The 23,011-nt window shown below is 45.4% G+C and carries 20 protein-coding genes; 14 read left to right on the top strand and 6 right to left on the bottom strand.

Annotated elements, in window-relative coordinates:
• Positions 1–72 precede the first annotated feature (72 nt).
• Together ACR64J_RS10960 and ACR64J_RS10955 are read right to left on the bottom strand one after the other, a co-directional pair.
• Entirely contained in the window at positions 73–717 is a 645-nt protein-coding gene (locus ACR64J_RS10960) for a glutathione S-transferase family protein (RefSeq protein ID WP_435949707.1), read from the bottom strand.
• 69 nt (positions 718–786) lie between these two features.
• Positions 787–1,743, bottom strand: coding sequence for an alpha/beta fold hydrolase (locus ACR64J_RS10955; RefSeq protein ID WP_435949706.1), 957 nt, complete (start codon positions 1,741–1,743; stop codon positions 787–789).
• Between the two features lie 365 nt (positions 1,744–2,108).
• On the opposite strand from ACR64J_RS10955, the gene nfuA reads away from it, so the two are divergent.
• Positions 2,109–2,798 (top strand): Fe-S biogenesis protein NfuA, encoded by a 690-nt coding sequence (nfuA, locus tag ACR64J_RS10950; RefSeq protein WP_317200572.1) that lies wholly within the window; start codon positions 2,109–2,111, stop codon positions 2,796–2,798.
• A gap of 140 nt (positions 2,799–2,938) precedes the next feature.
• Complete coding sequence (locus ACR64J_RS10945; protein WP_317200573.1) at positions 2,939–4,252, top strand: O-acetylhomoserine aminocarboxypropyltransferase/cysteine synthase family protein; 1,314 nt, start codon at positions 2,939–2,941, stop codon at positions 4,250–4,252.
• A gap of 96 nt (positions 4,253–4,348) precedes the next feature.
• On the opposite strand, the gene ACR64J_RS10940 is transcribed toward ACR64J_RS10945, so the two are convergent.
• Positions 4,349–5,383: an adenosine kinase gene (locus ACR64J_RS10940; protein WP_435949705.1), complete on the bottom strand. Its 1,035-nt coding sequence runs from the start codon at positions 5,381–5,383 to the stop codon at positions 4,349–4,351.
• Positions 5,384–5,437: 54 nt separating this feature from the next.
• A complete protein-coding gene (gene rsmI / locus ACR64J_RS10935; RefSeq protein WP_435949704.1) occupies positions 5,438–6,382 on the bottom strand; it encodes a 16S rRNA (cytidine(1402)-2'-O)-methyltransferase in 945 nt (314 codons plus the stop codon).
• A gap of 132 nt (positions 6,383–6,514) precedes the next feature.
• On the opposite strand from rsmI, the gene ACR64J_RS10930 reads away from it, so the two are divergent.
• From ACR64J_RS10930 to hisC, 8 genes are all read left to right on the top strand, one after another.
• Positions 6,515–6,991: a YraN family protein gene (locus tag ACR64J_RS10930; RefSeq protein ID WP_317200576.1), complete on the top strand. Its 477-nt coding sequence runs from the start codon at positions 6,515–6,517 to the stop codon at positions 6,989–6,991.
• A 168-nt stretch (positions 6,992–7,159) separates the two neighbouring features.
• Positions 7,160–8,050, top strand: coding sequence for a BON domain-containing protein (locus tag ACR64J_RS10925; protein ID WP_317200577.1), 891 nt, complete (start codon positions 7,160–7,162; stop codon positions 8,048–8,050).
• 239 nt (positions 8,051–8,289) lie between these two features.
• Positions 8,290–9,297 (top strand): alpha/beta hydrolase, encoded by a 1,008-nt coding sequence (locus ACR64J_RS10920; RefSeq protein ID WP_435949703.1) that lies wholly within the window; start codon positions 8,290–8,292, stop codon positions 9,295–9,297.
• A gap of 124 nt (positions 9,298–9,421) precedes the next feature.
• Positions 9,422–9,673, top strand: a complete 252-nt coding sequence (locus tag ACR64J_RS10915; RefSeq protein ID WP_201559085.1) for a BolA family protein — start codon at positions 9,422–9,424, stop codon at positions 9,671–9,673.
• Positions 9,674–9,791: 118 nt separating this feature from the next.
• A complete protein-coding gene (murA, locus tag ACR64J_RS10910) occupies positions 9,792–11,060 on the top strand; it encodes a UDP-N-acetylglucosamine 1-carboxyvinyltransferase (RefSeq protein WP_435949702.1) in 1,269 nt (422 codons plus the stop codon).
• 82 nt (positions 11,061–11,142) lie between these two features.
• On the top strand, positions 11,143–11,838 hold the full coding sequence (hisG, locus tag ACR64J_RS10905; protein ID WP_435949701.1) for an ATP phosphoribosyltransferase: 696 nt from the start codon (positions 11,143–11,145) through the stop codon (positions 11,836–11,838).
• 186 nt (positions 11,839–12,024) lie between these two features.
• Positions 12,025–13,320, top strand: coding sequence for a histidinol dehydrogenase (gene hisD / locus ACR64J_RS10900; RefSeq protein WP_435949700.1), 1,296 nt, complete (start codon positions 12,025–12,027; stop codon positions 13,318–13,320).
• A 140-nt stretch (positions 13,321–13,460) separates the two neighbouring features.
• Positions 13,461–14,588: a histidinol-phosphate transaminase gene (gene hisC, locus ACR64J_RS10895; RefSeq protein ID WP_435949699.1), complete on the top strand. Its 1,128-nt coding sequence runs from the start codon at positions 13,461–13,463 to the stop codon at positions 14,586–14,588.
• 2 nt (positions 14,589–14,590) lie between these two features.
• On the opposite strand, the gene ACR64J_RS10890 is transcribed toward hisC, so the two are convergent.
• Both ACR64J_RS10890 and ACR64J_RS10885 read right to left on the bottom strand, forming a co-directional pair.
• Complete coding sequence (locus ACR64J_RS10890; RefSeq protein ID WP_435949698.1) at positions 14,591–16,252, bottom strand: anthranilate synthase component I family protein; 1,662 nt, start codon at positions 16,250–16,252, stop codon at positions 14,591–14,593.
• 11 nt (positions 16,253–16,263) lie between these two features.
• Complete coding sequence (locus tag ACR64J_RS10885) at positions 16,264–17,499, bottom strand: beta-ketoacyl-ACP synthase II (protein WP_317200585.1); 1,236 nt, start codon at positions 17,497–17,499, stop codon at positions 16,264–16,266.
• 284 nt (positions 17,500–17,783) lie between these two features.
• On the opposite strand from ACR64J_RS10885, the gene ACR64J_RS10880 reads away from it, so the two are divergent.
• The 4 genes from ACR64J_RS10880 (at position 17,784) to fusA (ending at position 22,876) form a co-directional block, all read left to right on the top strand.
• Positions 17,784–18,911 (top strand): EcsC family protein, encoded by a 1,128-nt coding sequence (locus tag ACR64J_RS10880; protein ID WP_435949697.1) that lies wholly within the window; start codon positions 17,784–17,786, stop codon positions 18,909–18,911.
• A gap of 346 nt (positions 18,912–19,257) precedes the next feature.
• Positions 19,258–19,632 (top strand): 30S ribosomal protein S12, encoded by a 375-nt coding sequence (gene rpsL, locus ACR64J_RS10875; RefSeq protein ID WP_201557636.1) that lies wholly within the window; start codon positions 19,258–19,260, stop codon positions 19,630–19,632.
• Between the two features lie 232 nt (positions 19,633–19,864).
• Positions 19,865–20,338 carry a 30S ribosomal protein S7 gene (gene rpsG / locus ACR64J_RS10870; RefSeq protein WP_317200587.1) on the top strand — a complete coding sequence of 158 codons (474 nt, stop codon included), beginning with the start codon at positions 19,865–19,867 and terminating at the stop codon, positions 20,336–20,338.
• A gap of 411 nt (positions 20,339–20,749) precedes the next feature.
• Entirely contained in the window at positions 20,750–22,876 is a 2,127-nt protein-coding gene (gene fusA / locus ACR64J_RS10865; RefSeq protein WP_317200588.1) for an elongation factor G, read from the top strand.
• The last annotated feature ends 135 nt before the right edge of the window (positions 22,877–23,011 follow it).

Here is a 23,011-nt window from a genome sequence, read left to right as displayed (position 1 = left end):
TCACTATAAACAAAAAAAAGCCTTCTTTAACTTAATAAAGAAGGCTTATGAATTTGCTTAAAATAACATAACTTATAGCGACCCAATCTTATCTAAGCCTTGCTGCTCGATGACAGCGCTCAAACCTTCGTCTGACTCCATACGTTTGATAAACCCGTTTAGATTGCTGTACTTAGATAGATCAATCTCAAACTTCTTCGCCCACGTTAGCGTCACGTATAGATAAACATCCGCAGTGGTTTTGGTGCCCGTTAAATAATCGTGTTTACCCAATTGCTCGTTTGGCAATCTCATAAGATGGACAATCTTCTCTTTTGCATTTTTCTTTAGATCCTCTTGCGCCAAGTTGCCTTCAACGAAGCCATCAGGTCCAAAGAGTGGCGCAAAGGCTTTGTGCACATCAGCATTCACAAATGCTAGCCACTGCATCACTTTTGCCCTACTAATAGCTGAAGCATCTGTACCAAAGATATTAGCTTTGGGATAATTGGCATCAATGTAGACTTGGGTGGCAATGTTTTGGGTGACAATGATTTCAGAGCCATCGCTACTGCTATCAACGATTGCAGGAACAGTCCCTTGTGGATTGATACGCAAATATTCTGCTGACTTGGAGGAGTCGTGATCTAATAGCTCAAGCTCGTAATCTGCGCCCGTCCATTCAAGTGCGGTATGGGGTACGACAGCGCAAGTACCTGGTATGACATATAACTTCATAATTTACTCCGTCAAGTCAATAGATAATGCTATTGAGTGTAACCAGCGCACAAACTTAGTTCAGTTATATTATGTGAAGTTAGTTTGAGGAGATGTACAGTGTGAAGTTGCGCTGTGTGTTTCAATCCAAGTCGCTACCGTTGGCCAAATCTCTTTGGCTGCATTGCGGCTTATAATGATGCGGCTATGCGTGTAATCTTCCAAATCACCGCTGTGCGTTGAATACTCCCGAAATACATTCTTATCATGACCAAAGTCATCTAACAGCAATTTACAGCCTCGACTTGGGGCAATAAAGCGATCGCCACTACCGCTGATGGCATAGATAGGTATGGTGATTTTAGACATATGCTTTTTATAATTAAAACAGTCATCAAGAGCGTCGGTAGCGCCTAATGCGCTGCCGTTTTGTTTGAGCAGACTGCTTTTAAAGTTTTTATGCAAGTTCCAGTCATACCATTGCACCATCGTGTAATAGCTCTCGTTGACGGGACCTAATTTAAATGTTTTGGCAGGGATATAGCCATAGAGTCGATTGATTATTTTGGCGCTCATGACTTTTATGTAACTTATAGGGTTAAGAGCCGCGCCATATCCTTGGCAGGCAAATATAGTAGCGCTGCTTACCTTGTCGATGTACTGCTGATTTTGAATCAAAAACATGGTCAAACACAGCCCGCCGCCGCTATGAGTAACCGTGTGCACATGATCTAATTTTAGCGCTTTAAATAAATAATCAAAGCTCGCTTTATAATCATAAAGGGCGATAGTTTCGAACTTATACTTATGCTGCGGCGTAGGACTATGACCATGTCCGCGCCACTCCATGATGTAGCACGTATGACCTAAAGCAGCAAGATAACTGGCAATACCCATACACACGCCTTTATCTGAAAAAGTGCCATGCGTCAAAAACACATTTTGCCGCTTTGAGACATAGTGTTCAGGATTATCGTCAGTCACAGTCCAAAGTGCGGTTTGCTCATTATCAGACGTAGGAATTAGAGTTAAGTGCTTTGTTATCATGGAGAAGGCTCACTTGAAATAAGGCGTTTATTGTTATTTTTATAGGGTATAAAATATTTGACTTGCCGCCCTCATCTTTGCAAATAAAGAGTTGTTGCAAATATAAAGTAGCGCTTGATAATTGACTAAAGCGTCTTAATATAAAGGTCAATAGTGATTGTAGTTCCCTTTATAAAAATTTTCGACACATTTAAACCCTAGTGGCACAGTCGGAATTATCTTTTAAATACGGTATACTAGGTAACATCAATTGACAACTTTTTATAGATAAACAACAGCGCTACACAGATTTGATATCCAGCATACTTTTACAATGATGACTAGATGCGCTAAAACAGCGTCTGCTTTAATTAATAGGAAGCATTATGAGCGAATACAACCCAAACGAAACTGCTCCAACAAGCCAAGATTCTGCTGAGTTTGAATCAGCATTAGATACTGAGCAAACTGAAACTAAGAGCAATATTACTATTACTGAAGCGGCGCAAGGTTACTTAGCGGATTTATTAGCTAAGCAAGATACTGACGGCATTGGTGTGCGTATCTTCGTTGAGCATCCAGGTACGCCGCGTGCTGAATGTTGTATGGCATACAACCAGCCAGGTGAAGAGGACAGCGCAGATTTAAAGTTCAGTTATGATAGTTTTGCCGCCTTTATTGATGCCGCGTCCGTTCCGTATTTAGAAGATGCGGTCATCGATTATAATAAAGACCGCTTTGGTGGTCAGTTAACATTTCGCGCGCCAAATTCAAAAGTGCCAAAAGTCGGCGCGGATGCCAGTGTCGAGGAGCGTATCAACTATGTCTTGCAGTCTGAGATTAACCCAAGCCTAGCGGCGCACGGTGGTGACGTCCAGTTGCTTGAGCTGATCGAAGAAGAGGGCGTTGGCCTTACCGCGGTACTCAAATTCGGCGGTGGGTGTCAGGGCTGCTCGGCGGTCGATATGACCTTGCGTCAGGGCGTTGAGGTGCAGCTTAAGCAGCAAATACCTGAGCTGACTCAAGTCGTTGATGAGACTGATCATACGCTGACAGAAAACGCCTATTATAAGTAGATATTCCTTATTGGAATTAGCAAAGCAAAGACTTATGGTTCTTTTCATAAAAAAGCTGGGTTATCATAAACTCAGCTTTTTTTATGTACAACTTTTAAGAGTGCGTTTAACCAACCCTAATAATGATCAAGGAATGTATTATGAGTGATGACCAAACAGCCCCAGCCCAACGTCTAGAAACCCTCGCTATCCATGCAGGCTACAGTGTTGAACCGACGACCAAAGCGGTCGCTGTCCCTATTTATCACACCAGCTCTTATGCGTTTGATGATACCCAGCACGGCGCTGACTTGTTTGATTTAAAAGTGGCGGGCAATATCTATACGCGTATCATGAACCCGACTAACGCCGTTTTAGAAGAGCGCGTCGCCGCATTAGAGGGCGGTATAGGCGGTCTGGCGGTAGCGTCAGGCATGGCTGCGATTACTTATGCGGTGCAGACGATTTGTGAGATGGGCGATAACATCGTGGCGGTATCAACCTTGTACGGCGGTACCTATAATCTATTTGCGCACACTTTGCCGCGCCAAGGGATCGAAGTGCGCTTCTTTGACCACAATAACCCTGAGTCTATTCGCGACTTAATCGATGACAAAACCAAAATGGTCTTTGCCGAGAGTATCGGTAATCCACTAGGTAATATCATCGATATTCAAGCGGTCAGTGATATCGCGCATGAGTACGGCGTTCCTGTTTTTATTGATAACACCGTAGCTACGCCTGCGCTATGCCGTCCTTTTGAATTTGGCGCAGATATCGTCATTCATTCTTTGACCAAATATATGAGCGGTACGGGCACTTCAATCGGCGGCGCTATTATAGATAGTGGCAACTTTGCTTGGGGAGATTATCCAGAGCGTTTCCCGCTACTAAACACACCAGATGTGAGCTACCACGGCGTTAACTTCGTCAAAGACGTCGGCGCAGCGGCTTTTATTGCGCGTGCTCGCGTGGCTCCGCTACGCAATACCGGTGCCGCGCTCAGTCCGCTTAATGCCTTTAGTATCTTGCAAGGGATAGAGACGCTGAGCCTGCGTATGGAGCGTCATGTACAAAACGCACAAGCGGTCGCTGAATATCTACGTGACCATGACAAGGTCGCTTGGATTAAATATGCAGGTCTAGCAGATCACCCCGATCATGAATTGGCTCAGAAGTACATGAAAGGTACACCATCTGCGATCTTAACTTTTGGCGTCCGAAGTGATAAAGAAGGGGGAGGTCGTGAAGCGGGCGCACGCTTTATCGATGCCCTGCAACTCATCACCCGCCTAGTTAATATCGGTGATGCCAAATCTTTGGCAAGTCATCCTGCAACGACCACTCATCGTCAGCTTAATGGTCAAGAGCTTGAGCAAGCTGGCGTGAGCGAGGATATGGTACGTTTATCAATTGGTATTGAACATATCGAAGATATCAAGGCTGATTTGGAGCAGGCGTTGGCATCAGCATAAACTAAATAGTGCTAAAAAAGCCCGTATATTTCTGGATACGGGCTTTTGTTTTGGAGTGCTGTGGTTTTAAGATAACGTAAAGCAAAGTTGTCGCATTTAAACCGTTAAGACGCGCTTAGCAATGTCTTTATAATCTTGTGAGCTAAGACGCGGCCCAAATTGTTGAATCACCTGCGCGGATATTTCACTCGCCAAACGACCACATTCAGGCAGGCTGTAATGCTGCGATAACGCGTATAAAAACGCACCCGAGTAATTATCACCCGCGCCATTGGTATCAATGACATTACTTACCGCAGGCGTGGGTACTTCATGGATAATAATATCGGTCTGGTTATCGCCACTTTGTGCGCTGCCAGCTTGCGCAATAATAGTATCATTGGCACTATCGGTCACTACCGCAATTTGGCAGTACTCAAGTAGCGCACGCGCCGCTGCTTTGGTCTGTTTTTTGTCAGTAAAGGCTTTGGCCTCTTCGCTATTGCAAAATATCACCTCAACCTTGTTGCCGAGCATATTAAGCAGACCGTCTTTGGCGAACTGCACCACAGCAGGGTCGGCAAAACTGACCGCAATCTTGGCGCCGTTGATGCCCGCTTGTTGGCGCAACTGGGTCATCGCAGGTTGAATACCCTCAGACATCGCTAGGTAGCCTTCTAGATACAACCAATCCGCTTGAGTCAAGGCATCAAAATTAACGTTGTCTGCGGTAATCTCGCTTGAGGTGCCAAGATAGGTCTGCATAGTACGCTCGCCATCTTCGGTCACTGCCACGACGCAGGAGCCTGTTACCCCGCCTGCGTGTATCGACTGCTTTGAGGTGGCAACGCCTGCCTCATGCAAGTCCTGCAAATAAAACTGTCCCGGCGTGTCATCGCCTACGCGGCAGGCATAAAACGGCTTGCCGCCTAAACTTGCAAACACGTACATGCTATTGGCAGCTGAGCCACCGCCTGCTTGCTTGGAGGGCGCTATATCAGCGAGTTCAAAAAACGCCAATAGCTTTTGTTGCTCATCAAGATCGGCCAGCGTCATCTGACCTTTGATAAGGTCAGTGTCCTCTAGTGCTGCATCACTTAGCACATATTCATGATCCACCAAAGCATTACCTATCGCCATTACGTCATACATCGCTTTACTCTCCTATACCTTTATCTGTATTAAATTTTTGATTTTGTTTAATGCCTACTTCTCTTGTAATGCTAGCAACCGCTGATACAAAGCGTTCTTTTTGACGCCCGTGATATCAGATGCCAGCGCTGCTGCTTTTTTTACCGATAGATCCAGCAATAATCGCTGTAGCAAAGTATCATGAATACTCATATCGTCATCATCAGTTGCAGTGTTATTGCCTGCTACCACCAACACGATCTCACCGCGCTGCTGATTATCATCTGCTTTGACAAAATCAATCAGCGCCCCAAGCGTTGACTTGTATACCGTCTCAAAGGTTTTGGTCAGCTCACGGCAAAAGGTCACCGCGCGGTCGTGACCAAACACCGTTGCCATATCTGTCAGGCTGGCAAGAATACGGTGCGGCGCTTCATAGAATATCAATGTCTCAGTGCGCGCGCTCAATGCCTCAAGCTGTTTTTGTCGGCCGTGGGTCTTGGCAGGCAAAAACCCAATGAAGCTAAATCGATCCGAGGGCAGTCCTGCGACCGATAGCGCGCCAATAGCGGCGCAAGCACCAACGATAGGGGAGACGCTAACGCCCGCTGCGTGCGCAGCTTGCACCAACTGGTAGCCGGGGTCACTGACCAGTGGCGTACCTGCATCGCTAATCAGCGCGACTGAATGTCCTTGCTGGATCATCTCGATAATTTTGGGCGTTTGAATGGCATGATTGTGCTCGTGATACGCCCACAATTTGTTATGTCCACGGTCAGTATCTGTAGCGTTTTTTGTCTCTTTGTCTGATGCATTTGCCTTGCTTTGGATGTCATCAGATTTATTTTTGGTATTGATGCCAAAGTGTGAGAGCAATTTGCCAGAGGTGCGCGTGTCCTCGCAGGCGATAATAGCCACTTGCTTGAGGGTGTCGATAGCGTGCGGCGTCATGTCACTTAAGTTACCGATAGGGGTGGCGATGATATAAAGACAGGCTGGCATCGCGGTGACAGTAGACATGAAGACCTCAAGATAGTTGGACGATAAATGAGATAAAAAAGTGCTAAAACATAAATGCAGGGTATTAAGATGGCTAGTTTAGCATGTTGTGCTATGATAATTATGAAATGTTCAGGCAAGGAAGTCAGCGTTATGGCTGATCTAAGTACCAGTGATACTAGCGAGCGAAGTAGCACCAATATTGCCAAGCGTCCGCTACAATTGACCTCACCCAAACAGCGCCAAGGCGGCTATTTTGAGCAGCAAGCTTGCTCGTTTTTGCAGATACAAGGCTTAACGCTTATCGCTCATAATTGGCAACAGCCTAAAGTCGGTGAGCTCGATTTAGTCATGATAGAGGCAGGCGTAGCATGGCCAATTTTAGTTTTTATTGAAGTGCGTCAGCGTAAGCGTTCAGGTTTTGGTAGTGCTGCGATGAGCGTAACCCAAGCTAAACAAAAAAAGATTATTAAGACAGCTAAGTGCTTTTTGCAGCAGCATCCAAAGTACGCCGATTATGAATGCCGTTTTGATGTATTAGCTTATGATGTTGTGCCTTCTACTACAACTTTGTTTGATAGTGAAGTACCTGAGTGGCTCAAAGGCGCCTTTGTCACTACTGCTTGGTAAGTCGTCGCTACCATTTAACAAGTTTCAAATGGCAAGAAGATACACTATAAATAAAACGTATAAATAAAGAATGACATCACGTAGTAAAGATTATATTTTAAGCGATCACAAAAAATCTAACAGAAATAATTTGTCCTAAAACAAGCCAATAACTTTATGGAGTAAACCATGACACGGACGTATGCAACTGCTGCCAAACCTTTATCTTACAAAGCGATAGTAAGCCTAGCATTTGCCACTAGTATAGCGATGACAGGTTGTACGACGAACTATTTGACCAATAGTACTGAGGGTACATACGGCGTGCCAGTCACTGAACGTACTATACCGCAGCGCCTTCTTGATCGCAGTATTGAACATACCGCCAAGATAAATGTCTATGGTCTACAAGAGAATCTGCAGCAAACCAGCCGAATGAGTATCGACAGCTTTAATAGTGAAGTTTTGCTCACAGGCGAAGTACCTACCGAGACGTTAAAGACCCAAGTTGAAAAGGTCATCAGCTCCATGCCAGATGTACGAGCTGTCTACAACGAGCTTAACGTCGGCGTGGCTCGCGGTTACAGCTCAACTGTGCAAGATGGTTATATCACCTCAAAACTCGTGGCAAAGGCCGCCGCTAATGACGGCGTCAAAGCCTCACAAATCAAAGCGGTCAGCAATAATGGCGTGGTCTACCTAATGGGACGCCTGACCCCAACGCAGCAAAGCCACTTGATCGACATTGCCAATGGTACCGTTGGCGTGACAGAACTGGTGCTCCTAACGACTGTGGTCGATGATAGAGGTATCAAGATTAGCCGTGATGACATTATGTACGAGGCTAATTTGGCCACCGATGCGACAAGTCAGATGCCAGCTCAGCCTATTGTCAGACAGTTAGATACTGCCAATCGCGTCAATGCACCTGTCGGGTCAGTAAATACAAGCCCTGTACCTTCTACCAACCAAACCCCAGTCATCACTCAAAGCCCAAGTACGCAAAGTCCAGAGACACAAAGCCCGACCTCCTATCAAAACTCATCAAGTCCTTATATCGATCTGTACAAGGATCAATAACTTAAAATAAAGAACGCTCAAAAAAGGTATGAGCAGTTAGTGCAACGTGAATGACAATAACCCTAAACAGACATAACAGGAAAAGCACGATAACTAAAGCGATAGCCATTACACTATAACCAGTAAAATTAAGGGAGTAGTCAACGCAATGCCTACAACGTTGTACTTATAATGCAGCATTTAAGTTGTTGACTGACACAAAAATAAAATAGGGACAATACAGGGTAGGAATAATGGCTATGAACGATGAAAAGTTAAATATCAATATTGAGTCAGGTAAAACTAAATCACGTAAAACTGGGTCAGGTAAGACTGAGTCACGTAAGACTGAGTCACGCAAATTTAATTTGGGTACGGTAGGCATCAGCACCGCTGTCGCGATAGGCGGTATTGCGCTTGCAACGCAGCAAGCACAAGCCTTGTCAGCATTGGCTATCGTCAATGGCATCACCGCAAGTGGCGGCGTTGGCGTTAGCAAGGATATTTTGTACGGTGATGAGCCTTTGCAAGATTTGGATGTTTATTATCCAAAACCATTAGCACAAGCTATGAAGTCGCAGCAGGTCATTAGCGATACTTATCCTATGGTGGTGTTCGTACACGGCGGCTCTTGGGAAAGCGGGAACAAAGAAGAGTATGCGTTCGTCGGTCAAAGCCTAGCGCAGGCAGGCTATATCACAGCGGTCATCAATTATCGTAAAGCGCCTGAATACGCTTATCCTGATTATGTCGAAGATACGGCAAAAGCGATCGCTTGGAGCTATGACAATGCCCAAAACTACTATGGCGACCCTGAGCGTTTTGCGGTTATTGGACATTCAGCAGGTGCGTTCAATGCCGTGGCCGCGGTCTCTAACGAAGACTTTTTAGCGCCATATGGGATTAAGCCTGATGATATTAGCGCAGTCATTGGTATTGCAGGCCCATATAGTTATGACTTTCGTAAATTCAGCAGCGCCAGTGCCTTTGGTGACAATGCAACGCCAGATGAGGTAATGCCAGATAGACAGATCAAAGGGCCACAGCCACCATATCTGTTACTGACTGCTGAGAATGACAAAATTGTCCATGATCAAAACACCATTAAAATGACGCAAGCACTAAAAGACAAAGGCGTCACCGTTGAGACAGGCGTTATCAAAGGCGCTAGTCACGCCACTAGCATTGGGGCCATGGCGCCGCCACTACGCTGGGTCAATGATGTGCGCGCGCAAGTGGTCAACTATTTGGATTCAAAAGTCAAATAGCTTTACTGTAATGCAGTAGTCTTGTGTGATAAGCGAGCAGGTCAGACAGTGCTGTAAGATAGTCAAACTCTTGTTATAATGTCGCCATTCAAAAATCATTTTATAATTAAAGACAGGATATCTTATGAGCATGAACGCTGACGATCTTATTGCATTTTTACAGCAGCATTACCCAGACGCCTTTATACAAGCGGCTAATCAAGGCAACAAGTTTGACGTACGCGTCGTTGATGCCAGCTTTGAGGGCAAACGTACCGTTCAGCGTCAGCAAGCTATTTATGCCTTGGTCAATGACAAGATTGCAAGCGGTGATATACATGCGCTCAATATTCAAGCCTTGACGCCAAGCGAGTGGGAAGCACAGTCCAAAGGCTAATGGCTTTTGTATTTGATCAAAATCTGAAGTGAACTCATTTAGCACTTTTATCTTTGTTCTTTTTCTATTTATTCGCCTGCATACTTTTATTTGCAAGCACAGCTAGGTTGTTACCTTTATGGATCAGTTTTTAATCACCGGTAGTAGTCGTATCGCAGGGGAAGTTACTATTTCAGGGGCCAAGAACGCAGCATTACCGCTGCTTGCAGCGATGATACTAGCTGAGAGTCCGACGACTTTGCACAATGTCCCTTCACTACAAGACGTGCGAACCTTGATTAAGCTGATCGGTGGTATGGGTATCGACATTCAAAAGCAAGAGGATACTGTTACTTGCGATACCAAAAATATCGACAGCTTTTACGCGCCTTACGATTTAGTCAAAACTATGCGCGCCTCCATCTTGGTGCTTGGGCCTTTGCTGGCGCGTTTTGGTGAGGCCGAAGTCTCCTTGCCAGGCGGCTGTGCTATTGGCTCACGTCCTGTGGATCAACATCTCAAAGCTTTTGAAGCGATGGGCGCACAGATCTCGGTTGAGAATGGCTACGTCAAAGCGCAAGCACCTAAAGGTGGCAAACTGCTAGGCTGTCATTTTTCTTTTGATATGGTGACTGTTGGCGGTACTGAAAACGTCATTATGGCAGCCGCTCTTGCCAAAGGTACGACAGTACTAGGTAACTGCGCGCTTGAGCCAGAAGTCGTTGATTTGGCGAATATGCTAGTTGCGATGGGTGCCAAGATAAGCGGTATCGGTACTTCAATCATGACCATCGAAGGCGTTGAGCGCTTGCATGGCTGCGAGTATTCAGTCGTTCCTGATCGTATTGAGACCGGCTCTTATTTGGCTGGCGCTTTAATGACGCACGGTGATGTACTCGCTAAAAACACTTCAGCACTACTATTAACGCCGGTGCTAGAGAAGTTTGAAGACATGGGCGCAGTCATTACCACAGGTGATGATTGGATTCGCGCCCAAATGAGTGGTCGTCCTTTGCCTGTCGATATTCGCACCCAGCCGCACCCAGGATTCCCAACTGATATGCAAGCGCAAGTGATGGCGATTGCCTGTTTGGCTGATGGTACTAGCACTTTTATAGAAAACATTTTTGAAAACCGTTATATGCATGTGCCTGAGCTTAATCGTCTCGGCGCCTCTATTCAGGTCGATGGTCACACTGCAGTCGTCAGAGGGGTTGAGAGATTCACTGCTGCTCCCGTAATGGCGACTGATCTGCGCGCCTCTATGTCACTCGTTATGGCAGCGGCAGCGGCTGAAGGCGAGAGCCTCATCGATCGCATTTATCATATTGATCGCGGTTATGAGGACGTCGAAAACAAGCTACGCGCGTTAGGCGTGAATATTGAGCGCGTCAATACTAATGATTAGTAGTCATCAAGCACTAAGAACAAAATTAATATCAATACCGATTTCAATTAGACTATAAATAGCAAATGGACACTGTGTCATTATGACCGAAGCAACCAAGCACGACTCAAATAGTGGCTTACTAAACGAAGTAAACGATGAGTTTTCAGGTTTAACCTTAGCGTTATCTAAAGGGCGTATCTTAGAGGAGACTATGCCGCTACTCCAAGCGGCTGGTGTTGACTTATTAGAAGACCCAGAGGCCTCGCGTAAACTTATTTTTCCGACATCTAATCCCAACGTGCGCGTACTAATCCTGCGCGCAAGTGATGTACCGACTTACGTAGAGCACGGTGCGGCTGATTTTGGCGTAGCGGGTAAAGATGTCTTGCTTGAGCATGGGGCCAATCATGTGTACGAGCTGCTTGATCTACGTATTGCCCAGTGTAAGCTGATGACCGCAGGCATCAAGGGAGCCGCGCTTCCTAACCGCCGTCTGCGTATTGCGACTAAATACGTCAACGTTGCCCGTGCTTACTTTGCCAGTCAAGGTCAGCAAGTGGATGTGATTAAGCTGTACGGTTCGATGGAGCTTGCGCCTTTAGTCGGTTTGGGCGATTTGATCGTTGATGTGGTCGATACAGGCAATACCCTGCGTGCTAACGGACTTGAGCCGCGCGATCATATCTGTGATGTGTCTTCGCGCTTAATCGTTAATCAAGTCAGCTATAAGCGTAAATTTGCTTTGCTTGAGCCTATTTTAAACAGCTTTAAAGACAGTATTGCTGCCACAGCCTAGCTTATCTCTAATGATAACGTTAGCTGTCAGTACTGATAGTAAGCATAAAATTAAACACAGTTATACAGATTATAAAACCAGTTGAGCGCTATAAAAGGAATATGGCATGCTAAACTGGTTTTGTTGTGTCTACGGTTAGGCCGCCCTCATTATTTTTAGTCAAATAGATAGAATATAGGACAAATTATGCGCCAGTTAAGCACTTTGGATACTGATTTTGATAGTCAATTGACGCAGTTGTTAGCTTTTGAGACCGTCAACGATGCCAAATTACTAAGCACCGTTGATGACATCATCGCGCAAGTTCGCGCTGATGGCGACGATGTGGTACTGGCGTTGACGCAGAAGTTTGATCAGCATCCAGCAACATCAATGAGTGAGCTTGAATTATCCAAAGAGGCATTAGCTAAAGCTTTCGATAGCCTTGACGATGAAGTTCGTGACGCTTTGACTACGGCGGCGACCCGAGTTCAGAGTTTCCATGAGCGCCAAGTACAAGAGACTTGGCAGTACGAGGATGAGCTGGGTAACCGTTTAGGACAAAAAGTCACGCCACTCGATCGCGTTGGTATCTACGTGCCAGGTGGTCTAGCGTCTTATCCTTCCTCAGTACTCATGAACGCGATTCCTGCAAAAGTTGCAGGCGTAACTGAAATCATCATGGTCGTACCTGCGCCCAAAGGGGTGCTTAATCCTTTAGTATTGGCCGCCGCTCATCTGGCTCAAGTGGACCGTGTCTTTACTATTGGTGGCGCGCAAGCCGTCGCAGCACTGGCTTACGGTACTAAAACGATTCCAGCGGTTGATAAAATAACAGGGCCTGGTAACAAATACGTAGCGGCTGCCAAGCGTGCGGTATTTGGTAAAGTCGGCATCGATATGATCGCAGGCCCATCCGAGGTCTTGGTTTATGCTGAGGGCGAAGCGGCGGATCGCGCTGACTGGCTGGCAATGGATCTACTCTCACAAGCCGAGCATGACCGTATTGCGCAAGCTATCTTTGTAACGACCAGTGCGTCACAGCTTAAAGAAGTGGCGATAGAGATCGAAAAAGCGTTGGCTGAGTTACCAAAAGCGGATATTGCACGTGACTCTCTTGAGAACCGCGGCGCGTTAATACTGGTCAGAGATAGAGCCGAGGGCATGGCACTGATTAACCGTATTGCGCCTGAGCATTTAGAATTATCCGTGGATGATCCTGATATCTTACTTAACGATATTCGTCATGCAGGTGCGATATTTATGGGTCGTCATACGCCAGAGGCTATCGGTGACTACTGCGCAGGCCCCAACCACGTACTGCCAACTTCAGGTACTGCAAGGTTCTCATCACCGCTTGGGGTTTATGATTTTCAAAAAAAATCTTCAATAATTTATTGTACGCAAAGCGGCAGTCAAGCGCTGGCAAGAACGGCAGATATCCTCGCGCAGCACGAAGATCTAGAGGCACACGCCAGATCAGCGCGTTATCGCTATCAGTAATCAGTTGATGTTGACGCTGATTAAATAGACAAAACAGTAGAAATAAAGCACCATTGATGAGCAGTATTCGATTATGCTCTTGACATAGAAATGTCATAAATGATGCGATAAATAGTTATCGATTAGCTTTAGGATAAATTATGAGCGAGCAAAGAATAGACAACAGATTATGGTCAGCTAAAGCGCGTAACTTATCACCTTATGTGCCAGGTGAGCAGCCCCAGCACGATAATTTGTGCAAATTAAATACCAATGAAAATCCCTTCCCGCCGTCACCGAAAGTCGGCGAGGCAATCACGCACATGCTCGCGCAGCAAGCGGACAATTTGCGCCTTTATCCTGATCCTGAGTCTGATGAGCTACGCACAGCACTAGCAGAGTATTATGACCTTGAGCGTGATCAAGTGTTTGTCGGTAATGGTTCTGATGAGGTATTGGCCCTAGTCTTTGCCAGCTTTTTTATGAAAGAGCGCCCTGTGCTTGCACCTGATATCAGCTATAGTTTTTATCCAGTATATGCACAAACCTTTGGCGTGGAGCTGGTGCAGATAGCGCTAGAGTCTGACTTTAGTATTGATCCTGACGCCTATCGCCAGCCTTGTAGCGGGATTATCATCGCCAATCCTAATGCGCCAACAGGGCTGCTTTTATCACTAGCTGATATTAGCAAGCTTGCCAGCGAGCACACTAATGCTGTGATTGTTATCGATGAAGCTTATATTGATTTTGCAGAAGATGAGGATGTTTCAGCAATTAGTCTCATCAATGAATTTGATAATTTGCTAGTGACGCAGACCTTTTCAAAATCGCGCTCACTTGCAGGCTTGCGGGTAGGGATGGCCTTTGGCAACCTCTCGCTCATTGAAGCGCTAACGCGTATGAAAAACAGCTTTAATAGCTACCCGCTCGATAAGCTGGCGCAAGCAGGGGCAAAGGCTAGTGTTTTAGATAGCGACTACTTTAAGCAAACTTGCCAGCGAGTTATAGGTTTGCGTCAGTCACTAACGGCTAGTTTGAGCGTGCTTGGTTATGAGGTGCTACCGTCCCACGCCAATTTTGTATTTGCGCGTCCGCCTTTGGGCAATGCGCAAGAAATCGCAAGCCAATTGCGTGAGCAGGGCATTATCGTACGTCATTTTGATAAGGCGCGGATTAATGAATATGTGCGCATCACAGTTGGTACGCCTGATCAGCACAAACGTCTAATCGACGCTCTAACGGTGCTCCATGATAAGATAGATCAAAATCAGGACGCCTTGTCTTCTTGATACTAGCTTGCTGTCTTGTCTTTGTTTTGGTGCAATACAGCAAGTAAATTACCGACTTTATCGAGGCATTCTTGATACTCATCGGAGCAGTCAGACGCCACTGTTATCCCGCCACCTGCCCACAAGCTCACTTGGCTATCACTATTATTTTTAGGGTTATGCTGAGCTTGTAGCGTGCGAATCAATACATTCCACTGACCACTACCATCAAAATTCATGTAGCCCATGGTGCCGCAGTAGGCACCGCGTGGCACGGTTTCTAGTTCTGCGATAATCTCAACCGCACGTTTTTTTGGTGTGCCTGTGATCGAGCCTGCAGGCAAACTGCCAAATAATACGCTCAGAGGATGCGTCTCAGATCGTAGCTCAGCGGTAATGGTGCTCACCATATGATGCACGTTACTAAAGCTCTCAATATCAAATAACTGCGGCACCTTAACGCTACCTATCTTGGCATATTTGCCCAAGTCATTACGCAGCAAATCCACAATCATTACGTTTTCAGAGCGATCCTTAGCGCTATCAATGAGTTGCTGTTTGAGCCTTTTATCTTGCTCAGCAGTTGCGCCGCGCGGCTGCGTGCCTTTGATAGGTTTGGTACGGATATAATGCGTACTAGTTTTGCTATCACTGATAAAAGTAAAGAACAACTCAGGCGAGCAGCTTAGTAATTCAAAATGCGCCTTCTGTCTATCTATCTGGCTATGTTGAATAGAGGGAGTCACACTCATATATCCAGCAAACGGCGCTTGGGTACTGCGATGCAGAGCAGGCAAGTAATCAAGAAGCTGCGTCGCTGATTTATCATTAAAACCCGCATCAGCATCAAAACCACCAAGCCACGCTTGCGTCAAGTTGATCTGATAGCAGTCGCCTTGCTGTAGATAATTCTGAGTTTGAATAAAGGCTTGCTGGTAATCGCTCTTTTGCCATTTTGCTGTAAGCACTAAAGGCTTGGTTGCCGATTTAAAAGTGTTTGTCATCGCTAATTGGCTATTTAATACATCTAAATAAGTTATCAGCTTTTTTATGAGCGCCGCCTTTGAGTCTTGAGGTAAAGCACTATTATCTGATTTTACCTGTAGTGTCCACTGCGTTTGATCTTTATCAGCACTTAAATAAATATCGTAGTGCCCAAGTACCGCGCAGGGTTGATGCGCTTGCTTGATATTTGAGTTTGGACTTAAGTGATGCGCGGCAATATCGTAGCCGATAAAACCCATTAGCCCATGATGATATTTAGGTGCATCAGTTAGAGCTGAGTGGTTATTATCACTTTTATAGTCTTCGCTATAGGTGATGAGCTCATTTTGCCAAGCATGATAAGTCATTATTTTAGTGCAGGTTTTATCGTTACTTGTTTTATCGCTATTTGAGCCAGTATCACGGCAGTGTTTAATAATTTGATAAGTCGCGCTGTTATCGATGTCATTTTGATAAGAGCTATCAGGATAAACCTGCCAGCTGACCTTAGGTAGTAGACCGATAACAGGCTGATCCTTATTATTGAGCCAGATCAGTTGCCATCTCGCCTTTTGGTCTTGCGCCAATAGATGCCGCTGCAATATCGGCAATAAATCAGCTGCTGCCAAATCACCAAAACGCCAGCTATTACTTTGAATAACTGGCGTTGTTAGAGGATATGGGTTTTTTGATAATCTCATAAAGGTATTGTCTAAGGAGTGAATTTTTTGATGATCAAAGTCGCATTAGTACCACCAAAACCAAAGCTATTGCTCATCAAAGTATTGAGATCAACATCACGCTTTTGGGTGACGATATCGAAACCTTTCGCCGCAGGATCTAGCTGCTCAACATTGATACTAGGCGCAATAAAGCCCTCTTGTAGCATAAGTAAGCAATAAATCAGCTCTTGCGCGCCAACCGCACCCAAGCTATGACCCGTCATAGATTTAGTAGAGCTAATAGCAGGGACTTGACTGATATCATCTCCGAACACTTTGGCGATGGCTTTGAGCTCAGTGATATCACCAAGCGGGGTACTGGTACCATGACTATTGATATAATCGACAGTGTCAAGTCCCGCCTCGCTCAAGGCCTGTTTCATGCAGCGTACAGCGCCTTCACCACTTGGGGCGACCATCTCGGCACCATCTGAGCTGGCACCGTAACCGACGATTTCAGCCAAGATATTTGCGCCGCGTGCCTCGGCATGCTCTAAGCTTTCGACCACGACCATTGCGCCGCCTGCAGCAATCACAAAGCCATCGCGGTCTTTATCATAGGCTCTTGATGCCTGCATTGGGGTGTCATTGTACTGGGTGCTGACCGCGCCCATCGCATCGAACATACAAGACTGCGTCCAATGTTCCGCCTCACTGCCGCCTGCGAGCACCACATCCGCTTTGCCCAATTGTATGAGCTCTGCGGCATGTCCGATACAGTGAGTAGAGGTCGCACAAGCAGAGGCAAGAGAGTAGGAGACGCCTTGAATTTTAAGACCCGTCGCCAGCGCGGCTGAAACCGAGCTGCCCATAGTTTTTGGCACAGCCATAGCGCCAACGCCGCGTAGACCTTTGTCTCGCATAGCGTCTACCGCATTGACGATATTCTCAGTAGAGGCACCACCTGAGCTTGCCACTAGTGCCACTCGCGGGTTGTTATTGATGGTTTCAAGAGATAAGCTGGCGTGCTCAATAGCGTTTAAGGCACTGACATAAGCATAGAGGCTGGCATCACTAAAAAAACGCTTGAGCTTACGGTCGATACCGGCTGTATCTAGCTCTTCTTTGTTGATACTGCCGCTTATCTGCGACTTAAATCCGTGCTCAGCGTAGGACTCGTTGAAGGTAATACCAGACTGGCCTTGTTTTAGCGCTGTAGTCACAGCGTCCAAATCGTGTCCGATACAAGAGACGATCCCTGCTCCTGTAATAACAACTCGGCGCATATTCTACTCCTTATAATAGCGGTGTTTGACTCTAAATTTTTATACCTATAATAAGTAGCATTATGGCACAAGTGAGGCTTTTGCCATAACCCTACTATTAACATTTGTAGCCAACCAAAACTTTGATACAAATTTATATGAGCAATAACATTGTTGGCACTGACAAAGCCTGCGCAATTTGAGTAAACTGATAGGCTGAATTTAAGCGGTAAAGCAGTTAGACTTTGAGTTTAAGTGTTTCTATTAAAATAATATCTCATCAAAACTATATTAAGGATAGCATTATGGCAAAGCAGAACCCTTTGAACAAAGGCATCAGTTTAGTAGGTCATTTTACGCGTAACAATCTTGAACGTATGGGCTCGCTTATCGATGGGGTCAATGCCAAGGCGGGCAAACCGCGTCAATACAAAGCGGTAAACCTAGGCGATGACGATTACCAGCAAGACCTGTTTCGTGAGCAAACGCTAAAAGCAACCCAGCAGCTCATAGGTACGCGCTTTGCCACTTACGGTAAGTATGCCAAAAAGGTTGTGCCAAATAGCCTATTTCAAAACACGGTAGATGGTGCATTTGCACAAGTGGCTAAACTTGCCGCTACTTGGAGCCAGATTGACTTACCAAACGAGCACCGTTTTGCGGACATCACTGATTTAGATGACGAACAGCGCTATGCGTTAGCCACTGATATCGCCAATCAAAACCGCGCTCTAGCGACTTTAGGCGGTATTACAGGTCTCGCTGGATTGCCAGGACTGCTCGCCGATACGCTTTGGTTATTACTGGTGTCGTTACGTACGGTTTATCAACTAGCAGCAGTATACGATAAGCCACTGACAGGTAAGCAAGGGATCAAGATGGCTTATGAGCTACTCTCGAGCGCCGATTTAAGTAAAATGCAAGAAAAACAGGCACTGCTAGCAGGTCTAGGCGTTGGTAAAGGCTTACTAGATAACGCACAAAGCAGTGGTCTACACAGCGAGCTTAAGAACCTAGGTCTAAAAAATCAAAACGTCAACTACTACGCTGAGCAAGTCGACAGTATCGCAAGTCAAGTCGGCATAGACCTTGATAATATCAACCTTGCTTGGTTACGCCGCTTCTTACCTGTAACTGCGGTCGCTATCGGTATGAGCTATAATAGCCGCCTGATTGATGAAGTGATTGGTGTTGCCAAAGCGACCTTTGGTCCAGAGCCAAAGCTTGCCAGTCCTGCTATTACTGATGACAGCGCTAGTGAAGCCAAGGTGGACGTTGATGCTGATGCCAAAAAAGATGATGATAAAGTAGAGGATGCAGAAAAGGAAGAACAAGACAACTCTGCTGCTGATAGCAAGTCTGATGACGAACAAGAGAGTAGCGATAAGGAAGAAAAAACAGCGGATAGTGAAAAGGCCGCTAGTAGCAAATAATCTTTAGCCAGAACAATTTCTTATTTGAATGACGCTATTACTCAATAAGCTCTTGAAAAATAGACTAATAGCGCCATTTACTTATTCTTAAAGACACTACTGGCTAACGCTTATACGTCAAAAGCGTCTGTCTGTAGAGAAGTACTTGCTTCTCAAAGACGATATCAAGGTGCCCGTTTTGCAGTGATAGCGAAAAGTTAGCCCGCTTATAAGTAGTTGAAATAACAGTAACAAGTCTTTATAATACATTGTCCTAAAAATGGGTGCCACAAAATGTTGTTTTTGACAAGATTTTGCCGGATTGACCCATTTTTTTGTTTTATACCCAACGGGAGAAGGATGCCTTATGGCAACAACTAACCAATTGATTCGTAAGGGTCGCAAAACCATCAAGGAAAAGTCAAAAGTTCCTGCGTTGCAAGCGTGCCCACAGCGCCGTGGTGTATGTACTCGTGTATATACAACTACGCCAAAAAAACCTAACTCTGCCATGCGTAAAGTATGCCGTGTACGCTTAACTTCAGGTTATGAAGTATCAAGCTACATCGGCGGCGAAGGTCATAACTTACAAGAGCACAGTGTTGTTCTTATCCGCGGCGGTCGTGTAAAAGACTTGCCAGGTGTACGTTATCACACCGTTCGCGGTGCATTAGATTGCGCAGGCGTAAAAGACCGTAAGCAAGGTCGCTCTAAATATGGTGCTAAGAAGCCTAAAGTTTAATCATTGATAATCAGTTATTAAATAAGCTTTTAGACTCATTAAGCTTTTAAACTTAACTTACCTTAAGCTTTTAAACTTAAAAAGTTAGTACTACCCCCATTAACTGTGCATAGGCTTGGTGTTGTATAAATAACATACCACTATGCAGTAAGGCTGACTGACAACTTTATCATTCCTGCTAAGCAGTGAGATGTTGTGAATGTCAGACATTCCTGAAGACAAGGACTATATTATGCCAAGACGTCGCGTCGTCGCTACCCGTGAGATCCTACCGGATCCTAAGTTTGGTAGCCAAACCATCGCCAAATTCATCAACCACATCATGAGTGATGGCAAAAAATCTACCGCTGAGCGTATCGTTTACGGTGCTCTTGAGACTATCGGTGAAAAACGTAACGTTGAAGATCCTGTTGCGTTCTTTGAAGACGTACTAGAAAACGTTCGCCCTATGGTAGAAGTAAAAGCTCGCCGCGTCGGCGGTGCAACCTATCAAGTACCTATGGAAGTACGTCCCTCCCGTCGTACTGCTTTGGCTATGAGATGGCTTGCTGAAGCGGCTGCTAAGCGTTCTGAAAAATCTATGGCTCTACGCCTTGCAGGCGAGCTTGGAGATGCATCAGAAGGCAAAGGTAATGCTATGAAAAAGCGTGATGAAGTTCACCGTATGGCTGATGCGAACAAAGCGTTCTCACATTACCGCTTCTAGGCACATTGCCTGTTTTAAATCACAAGTTTTGCTGTGATGGTTTGACGTTTATTTATTCTACTGATTGCCGCCATCGTTTAGATTGCTTATGTTTTAAGTTTAAATTATAAGCATGTAGATGGCGGACATCTATCCTGATACTGTTTTGAGCGCGTTGTTTTATAGTTAGTGCTTTAGCAGTATTCCAAATTCGATGCCTCCATATTTTCGTATTATCTCTTTTTATTGACCTATCGCTTTTTATGTTTTGCAAAAGCTGAGCGTTTAAAAGCTTCAGGTATAAAAGCTGAAAATATAAAAGCTAAAAGTATAAAAGCCGATTGCTTTTATCTAGATAGCGCTTTTATTGAGATTGTGAGGTAGAGCACCACCCTATATTAATACATTCACGACTTTTCTTAGGAAAATACTATGGCTCGTAAAACTCCCCTAAAACGCTATCGCAATATTGGTATCTCAGCACACATTGATGCTGGTAAGACCACTACTACTGAGCGTGTTTTATTTTATACTGGCGTTAGCCACAAGCTTGGTGAAGTCCATGACGGCGCAGCTACCATGGATTGGATGGAGCAAGAGCAAGAGCGTGGTATTACTATCACCTCAGCGGCAACGACTTGCTTTTGGTCAGGTATGGCTAAGCAGTTTGATGAGCATCGCATCAATATTATTGACACCCCAGGTCACGTTGACTTCACGATCGAAGTTGAACGTTCTATGCGTGTCCTTGACGGCGCGTGTATGGTTTATTGTGCTGTTGGTGGCGTACAGCCACAGTCTGAAACCGTATGGCGTCAGGCGAACAAGTACAAAGTACCTCGCTTAGCATTCGTTAACAAAATGGATCGCGTTGGTGCTGATTTTTACCGCGTCATTGAGCAGATCAAAACTCGCCTAGGCGGCAAGCCTGTGCCTTTGGTTATTCCAATTGGCAAAGAAGACGATTTTGAAGGCGTTGTTGATCTTGTGACTATGAAAGCTCTATATTGGGATGAAGCGTCTCAAGGTATGGAGTTTGAAGAGCGTGAAATCCCAAGCGAGCTGCAAGATAAAGCAGAAGAGTATCGTGAATATCTTGTTGAAAGCGCGGCTGAAGCATCAGAAGAGCTTATGGATGCTTACCTAGAGAATGGCGAATTGTCTGTTGATCAAATCAACGATGCTATTCGTAAGCTCACTATCGATAACGAAATCATCCCACTTCTTTGTGGTACTGCCTTTAAAAACAAAGGGGTACAAAAGATGTTGGACGCTGTTATTCAGTATCTTCCAGCACCTATGGATGTACCGGCTATTCGCGGTATCTTAAACGACAAAGACGAATCTGAAGGTACTCGTGAAGCGTCGGATGAAGGCCCGTTCTCAGCACTAGCATTTAAAATCATGAATGACAAGTTCGTTGGTAACTTAACCTTCGTTCGTGTTTATTCTGGTGTACTTAAGCAAGGTAGCAGCGTCTATAACCCAGTTAAGATGAAGCGTGAGCGTGTTGGCCGTATCGTACAGATGATGGCAAACTCGCAAGAAGAGTTGAGCGAGATTCGTACTGGTGATATCGCAGCTTTGGTTGGTATGAAAGATGTGACAACTGGTGACACCTTGTGTGATGAAGACAACGTCATCACGCTAGAGCGTATGGAATTCCCAGATCCAGTTATCAGCCTAGCGGTTGAGCCTAAGACTAAAGCGGATCAAGAAAAAATGTCTATTGCGCTTGGCCGTTTGGCAAAAGAAGATCCCTCATTCCGTGTACATACGGATGAAGAGTCTGGTCAGACGATCATCAGTGGTATGGGCGAGCTGCATCTTGAGATCTTGGTTGATCGCATGAAGCGTGAGTTCAGTGTTGATGCTAACATCGGCGCGCCGCAGGTTGCTTATCGCGAAACTATCCGCGAAACCGTTGAGCAAGAAGGCAAGTTTGTCCGTCAGACTGGTGGTCGTGGTAAATTCGGTCACGTCTGGTTACGCCTTGAGCCACTCGATCCAGCAGGCGACACAGAATATGAGTTCGCTGAAGAAGTTGTTGGTGGTACGGTACCAAAAGAGTTCCACGGTGCGGTCGACAAAGGTATCCAAGAGCGCATGAAAAATGGCGTACTTGCAGGCTACCCAGTTGTCGGTGTCAAAGCGACTTTGTATGATGGTTCTTACCATGACGTTGACTCGGATGAGTTGTCATTTAAGATGGCAGGTTCTATGGCCTTTAGAAAAGGTTTCTTAGCAGCCAATCCTGCGCTACTTGAGCCTGTCATGAAGGTTGAAGTTGAAACGCCAGAAGATTACATGGGCGATATCATGGGCGATCTTAACCGTCGCCGCGGTATGGTACAAGGCATGGAAGACTTACCTGGTGGAACTAAACAGATCCGCGCTGAAGTACCACTAGCAGAGATGTTTGGTTATGCCACGCAAATGCGCTCTATGTCGCAAGGACGTGCTACTTACTCAATGGAATTCCAAAAGTACGCTGAGATTCCAAAGTCAGTATCTGCTGAGATCATCGCTAAGTTCAACTCAAAAGATGACGACGAGTAAATTTATTTGCTCGCTATAATTTGATTAAACAAGGGCAATACAGGCTTTATTTCTGTATTGCCACTATAGAATACGCCAATAATTGGTTAAAAGACTTGTTATTGGTCGTAATTTTCTTATAATATCTGCACACTA

Origin of the sequence: Psychrobacter sp. DM8, assembly GCF_051307025.1 — a bacterium.
Classification (GTDB): domain Bacteria; phylum Pseudomonadota; class Gammaproteobacteria; order Pseudomonadales; family Moraxellaceae; genus Psychrobacter.
This window is presented reverse-complemented; position numbering and strand designations above follow the sequence as displayed.

What these genes read in the sequence shown, in the direction of transcription:
- ACR64J_RS10960 (WP_435949707.1), bottom strand. Translation starts at nt 717, where the DNA reads ATGAAGTTATATGTCATACCAGGTACTTGCGCTGTCGTACCCCATACC.
- ACR64J_RS10955 (WP_435949706.1), bottom strand. Translation starts at nt 1,743, where the DNA reads ATGATAACAAAGCACTTAACTCTAATTCCTACGTCTGATAATGAGCAA.
- nfuA (WP_317200572.1), top strand. Translation starts at nt 2,109, where the DNA reads ATGAGCGAATACAACCCAAACGAAACTGCTCCAACAAGCCAAGATTCT.
- ACR64J_RS10945 (WP_317200573.1), top strand. Translation starts at nt 2,939, where the DNA reads ATGAGTGATGACCAAACAGCCCCAGCCCAACGTCTAGAAACCCTCGCT.
- ACR64J_RS10940 (WP_435949705.1), bottom strand. Translation starts at nt 5,383, where the DNA reads ATGTATGACGTAATGGCGATAGGTAATGCTTTGGTGGATCATGAATAT.
- rsmI (WP_435949704.1), bottom strand. Translation starts at nt 6,382, where the DNA reads ATGTCTACTGTCACCGCGATGCCAGCCTGTCTTTATATCATCGCCACC.
- ACR64J_RS10930 (WP_317200576.1), top strand. Translation starts at nt 6,515, where the DNA reads ATGGCTGATCTAAGTACCAGTGATACTAGCGAGCGAAGTAGCACCAAT.
- ACR64J_RS10925 (WP_317200577.1), top strand. Translation starts at nt 7,160, where the DNA reads ATGACACGGACGTATGCAACTGCTGCCAAACCTTTATCTTACAAAGCG.
- ACR64J_RS10920 (WP_435949703.1), top strand. Translation starts at nt 8,290, where the DNA reads ATGAACGATGAAAAGTTAAATATCAATATTGAGTCAGGTAAAACTAAA.
- ACR64J_RS10915 (WP_201559085.1), top strand. Translation starts at nt 9,422, where the DNA reads ATGAGCATGAACGCTGACGATCTTATTGCATTTTTACAGCAGCATTAC.
- murA (WP_435949702.1), top strand. Translation starts at nt 9,792, where the DNA reads ATGGATCAGTTTTTAATCACCGGTAGTAGTCGTATCGCAGGGGAAGTT.
- hisG (WP_435949701.1), top strand. Translation starts at nt 11,143, where the DNA reads ATGACCGAAGCAACCAAGCACGACTCAAATAGTGGCTTACTAAACGAA.
- hisD (WP_435949700.1), top strand. Translation starts at nt 12,025, where the DNA reads ATGCGCCAGTTAAGCACTTTGGATACTGATTTTGATAGTCAATTGACG.
- hisC (WP_435949699.1), top strand. Translation starts at nt 13,461, where the DNA reads ATGAGCGAGCAAAGAATAGACAACAGATTATGGTCAGCTAAAGCGCGT.
- ACR64J_RS10890 (WP_435949698.1), bottom strand. Translation starts at nt 16,252, where the DNA reads ATGAGATTATCAAAAAACCCATATCCTCTAACAACGCCAGTTATTCAA.
- ACR64J_RS10885 (WP_317200585.1), bottom strand. Translation starts at nt 17,499, where the DNA reads ATGCGCCGAGTTGTTATTACAGGAGCAGGGATCGTCTCTTGTATCGGA.
- ACR64J_RS10880 (WP_435949697.1), top strand. Translation starts at nt 17,784, where the DNA reads ATGGCAAAGCAGAACCCTTTGAACAAAGGCATCAGTTTAGTAGGTCAT.
- rpsL (WP_201557636.1), top strand. Translation starts at nt 19,258, where the DNA reads ATGGCAACAACTAACCAATTGATTCGTAAGGGTCGCAAAACCATCAAG.
- rpsG (WP_317200587.1), top strand. Translation starts at nt 19,865, where the DNA reads ATGCCAAGACGTCGCGTCGTCGCTACCCGTGAGATCCTACCGGATCCT.
- fusA (WP_317200588.1), top strand. Translation starts at nt 20,750, where the DNA reads ATGGCTCGTAAAACTCCCCTAAAACGCTATCGCAATATTGGTATCTCA.